Genomic DNA, 5,067 nt, shown 5'->3' on the forward strand with positions numbered 1-5,067 from the left:
TTTTGGATGTCGATGAGTTGGGCGGCGTTGGAGTCGAAGTTGAGTATGGGCTCTGGCTGGGGTTGGATAAATGTGATGAGAGGGGGCCCTTGCAGGGGGGCGCAACCGCAACTGGTATCGGGTTCGGGTACTGGGTTGAAGATGGGGGTTGGTTCTGGCGCTGGTGTTTGTGGTGTGGGTGTTGGTGTTGGTGGTGTGGGTGTGGGCGCTGGTGTTGGTGGTGTTGGTTCCGGCGCTGGTGTTGGTGGTGTGGGTGTGGGCGCTGGTGGTGTGGGTGTTGGTTCCGGCGCTGGTGTTGGTGGTGTTGGTTCCGGCGCTGGTGTTGGTGTTGGTGGTGTGGGTGTGGGCGCCGATGTTGGTGGTGTAGGTGTGGGCGCCGATGTTGGTGGTGTAGGTGTGGGCGCCGGTGTTGGTGGTGTGGGTGTGGGCGCCGGTGTTGGTGGTGTGGGTGTGGGCGCCGGTGTTGGTGGTGTAGGTGTGGGCGCCGGTGTTGGTGGTGTGGGTGTTGGCGCCGGTGTTGGTGTTGGTTCGTTCAGGGGAATGGCAGAGACAGTAGCACTGGCGGGGCTGGTAGCGCCCTGGTTGTCTGTAGCGCTGTAGGTGAAATTTGCTGTTGTAAAGTTGGCTGTCGATTGGAAAAATAATTGGTTAATGTCAGCAGGTGTCAGAATTTGACCGGCGGTGACAATCCGGCCGCCGGTTTCGGGATTGCCTAAAAATATCAGCCCTTCATTTGCTGGTGGGATGGTGTTGATGGTGAAGGATGCGATCGACCCGTCTGGATCTGTGCCGCCTAGTCCTGCGATCAAGACAGTGCTGCTGGGGGCGATATCGAGGTCGACGTTGTTAGCTACTGGCGGTTGGTTGGGCTCCGGCAGCAGCGCCGATACAGTAGCGCTGGCGCGGCTGGTAGCGCCCTGGTTGTCTGTAGCGCTGTAGGTGAAATTGGCTTTTGTAAAGTTGCCTGTCGATTGGAAAAATAATTGGTTAATGTCAGCAGGTGTCAGAATTTGACCGGCGGTGACAATCGTTCCGCCAGTATCGGGATTGCCTAGAAATATCAGCCCTTCATTTGCGGGTGGGACGGTGTTGATGGTGAAGGATGCGATCGAGCCGTCGGGGTCGCTTCCTCCGAGTCCTGCGATCGCCACAGCGCTGCTGGGGGCGATTTCGAGGTTGACATTGTTAGCTATCGGCCGTAGGTTGGCGGGAGTCGGAGTCGGTGTGGGTGGGGGAGTCGGAGTCGGAGTCGGGGCAGAGGCGATGCTGGTGCTAACAGTTGCGCCGGGATCGCGGCCGTTATTGTTGTCGGGATTTGGGTCATTAGTTGTTGAGGTACTTCTTGCCGTGTTGCTGACAGTGCCGGTCGCCGGGGCTGGGAATCTGACAGTCCGGCTGACGGCCACGCCGTCAGCTAAGCTGGCAATGGGCGGAAAGCTGACAATGCCTGTGGCTGGGTCGTAAATACCGCCGTTGGATGCTGTAACGCCCGTTAAACCGGGAACGATGCTGTCTGTAACGGTGATGTTGGTAGCGGTACTCGGCCCTCTGTTTTCGGTGAGAATTGTGTAGGTGACAGTCGAGCCTGCGGCTACAGTAGAGGGCCCGGTTTTGATCGTAGCTACATCGGCGCTATCGGTGATCGTGGTAGTGACTCTTGCCGACGGGCTGCTGCCGTTGTTGTTGGCAGGATTGGGGTCTGGGCTCGTTGAGGTGCTGCTAGCAGTGTTGGCGATGGGGCCGCCGGTGGCGGGAAGTGGAAAACGGACGGTTCTGTTGGTGCTGGCTGTGCTGGCTAGGGATGTGATCGTCGGCCAAGTCACAATACCTGTAGTTTGGCTGTAAGTTCCGCCCTCCGAGACGCTGACTCCTGTTAAACCCGGAACAATGGTGTCGCTGATCACCACATTGGTTGCCGCACTCGGCCCACTGTTGGCTGCCGTAATTGTGTAGGTAACAGTCGATCCGGCTGCTGCCGTAGCGGGCCCGGTTTTGATCGTAGCTACATCGGCGCTATCGGTGATCGTGGTGGTGACTCTTGCCGACGGGCTGCTGCCGTTGTTGTTGGCAGGATTGGGGTCTGGGCTCGTTGAGGTGCTGCTAGCAGTGTTGGCGATGGGGCCGCCGGTGGCGGGAAGTGGAAAACGGACGGTTCTGTTGGTGCTGGCTGTGCTGGCTAGGGATGTGATCGTCGGCCAAGTCACAATACCTGTAGTTTGGCTGTAAGTTCCGCCCTCCGAGACGCTGACTCCTGTTAAACCCGGAACAATGGTGTCGCTGATCACCACATTGGTTGCCGCACTCGGCCCACTGTTGGCTGCCGTAATTGTGTAGGTGACAGTCGAGCCTGCAGCCGCAGTAGGGGGCCCGCTTTTGACCGTCACTACATCAGCGCTATCGTTTGTAATAGTGGTCGTGACTCTCGCATTCGGGCTGCTGCCACTGTTGTTACCGGGTACGGGATCGATCGTACTGCTGCTGCTGAATACACTGTTTGTAATAGGGCCGAGTGTAGTTGGGGCCGTAACAGTTACCGTGCGCGTGGCGGTGGCCCCAAGAGGTAAATTCGGAATACTCCAGGAAACCAGTCTCGTTGTCGGGTTGAAAGTGCCGTCGCCGTTGGTACTACCAAATACTGCCCCGTCGGGCAATCTATCTTCAATCACCACGTTTTCGGCGTCGTTCGGGCCGTTATTTACTGTCGTAATTGTGTAAGTAATGGGGCTACCCGGTGCCGCTGCGGCCGGGCCTGTTTTCGTTGAGGCAACATCTGCTGTAGTAAGCGGCACGTCTATAGTTTGGATAGACAAAGTGCGAACGTCGTGAATATTTGTTGCGTCTCCCGTTGAACCAGCAAAACCAAATTTGAATGTTGCCGGTATTGGCTCGTTTATCTCCTCTTCTAAATTGGCAATGTCGATAAGAGTCTCACCCGGATCTGCAAACGAACCATTATTGTTGAGATCAAAGTTAACAGTGAGACGGTTTGGCGTTGCAGAAGTGGGGGGTTGCAAAATAATTTGAACTCTTCTTCTGGCTGCTTCGCGATTGCTAGTAATGGCGTTGATCGGCCCGTTTGGAGGCAGAGGATTTACGGTATCGGGAATATTATCTATTCCCTGCGGCACAAACGTAGAAGTTAAAAATCGATATTGCGTAACTTCGCTACCTCGAAGTGTTACCGAATCTGCTCTACGAGTCACCCCAATTCCGCCTACACGCCCTTGAGTTTCACTTGAGAAATTTCCAAATTCATCCAATCCAATTCCTAAATAACCTCCCCGTAAACCGGACTGATTTGTATCTGTATTTTGGGCGTAGCCGAGAGACCCTCCATAGCCTCCAGCTACTGTTGGGGTCACAGTACCGTCAATTAAAAAGAAACTTATGCCGTCCCCTGTCCGCCCTGCTAAATTCGGACGTGCAGTCCCGTCGTAGGCAAATATATCGAAGACAATGTTAAGACCGCTATTGACGGGAACCTGACTGTTATAGATGACAAAAGTAGATTGGTCAAAGGTTCTTGTAGTTAATCTTAACGCCCCGCTGCCAACCGGGTCTATGTTCAAACCCGGAAAACTCTCCGTTCCGGTTCCTGCTGTTAAAGCTGGAGCGTCAGACGTGCCTGTTACCCCAGAGATCCAAGGCCCGATTAGACGTGCGTCTTGAAAACTTTCGTCCACTAAACTAATGAGGACAGCGCTGTAAGTTTCCTGGGTTTTTGTTTCAAAGGCTATTGGGGTTTTTACTCGTCCTGCTGTAACATTTAATTGCCAGTTTCCTCCTAATTTTGCACTGCCAATTAGATTATTGGAAGCCGCTATATTTGCGCCTGTTAATTCTCTGAGCTTCTGCACGAAAGCAATCCCGGATTGTCCAGCCCCAACCTTACACGCTAATAATAAAATATCGGCTTTTTCCGTGAAGGCATGGCGCCACTGTTGCAAATGCCGAGCGTACTTTGGTAATTTTTTATCCTTCAGTAAAGTTGACCCCAGTTGCACCGAAGCTTCATTGCCGTGAGCAACTATCTGAAGGCTGGCAATGGAGCTGCGTTTAGCTAGAATATCAGTAATTTGTTCTACTCCGTCCAGAGTTCGATCAAGGACAATTATCTCTGTCCCCGGTTTGACTCCGCTGGCAAGATGCTGATAATTCTCTACCCTCGGATCGATGCAAACTAAATGTTTTTTACGTTGAGTATTGACGCCCCGACTCGCTTTTGTTAAACAGGAAATATTGATAGCCCGATCACCGACTAACGGCGCCCCAATCAAAGAAATTTTTATGCAGGCAGTGTCGCGACGATCGCAACTTAATTTGTGAATTGGCGAAGAGTAGTTGCACCATAAATTTTTCATGAGTTAGATAGCTCCTTGATTTGTTAATTGTCAATCTTCAGTGGTAGATATTATTGTTAATTGCTAATGGAAATCTCTAATTACTAATTTCTCGACTTCGCATACTTAACAAGTTCTATTTACTTCGATTTTTTTTTGCGCGACATCTTCCTAAAGTAGCAGTTAGCTGTATTTACCTGGTAAATCAGGGGTTTTTTAGCCAATTCAGACGTGGTGCTGCATTATTTTATGATGAAAAAAATGATCGCAATCTACGAAAATACACCTTTTAATTAGATATTTTTTTACCTAAATGCAGTTGACAAGGCTTCCTATTTGTAGTAAACAAAGCTTGGATTTCCGATTTTAACTCAGACTTGATTCTTTATCAAAAACCAATTTTAGGGCTGTCAATCAGCCCAATGTCAGATAATCTATATTTCACTCAATAAATGGTTATAAATTTTGTAATTATCAACTTCGTTTTCTGGCTTTTGTCAAGAATGAATGACTCACCAAAAACCCATTTTAGAGCCGTAGCAAGTCGAATCAGCAATAATTCATCGGCTTGAGATTTTTTGTAGTAATAATTAAAAACTCGGTTTATTCAACAAACCGAGTTGCTATAATTTTAGGAAAAATGCAGCGAATTTAATGCGCTTTGTTATTAAGGAGAAAGAGTGAGAAAATCCAGAGCAGTGAGAGAATTATCAGCACCAAAAACCTG

1 protein-coding gene is annotated in these 5,067 nt (G+C 50.6%); it reads right to left on the bottom strand.

Going from position 1 to position 5,067, the window contains the following annotated elements; all coding sequences use genetic code 11:
• Positions 1–4,361 (bottom strand): DUF4347 domain-containing protein (locus QUA07_RS29510; RefSeq protein WP_333332710.1); only part of this gene is annotated, 4,361 nt, incomplete at its 3' end.
• Positions 4,362–5,067: the final 706 nt, after the last annotated feature.

It is taken from the genome of Microcoleus sp. T3_A4, from assembly GCF_036700465.1.
Classification (GTDB): Bacteria; Cyanobacteriota; Cyanobacteriia; order Cyanobacteriales; family Microcoleaceae; genus Microcoleus.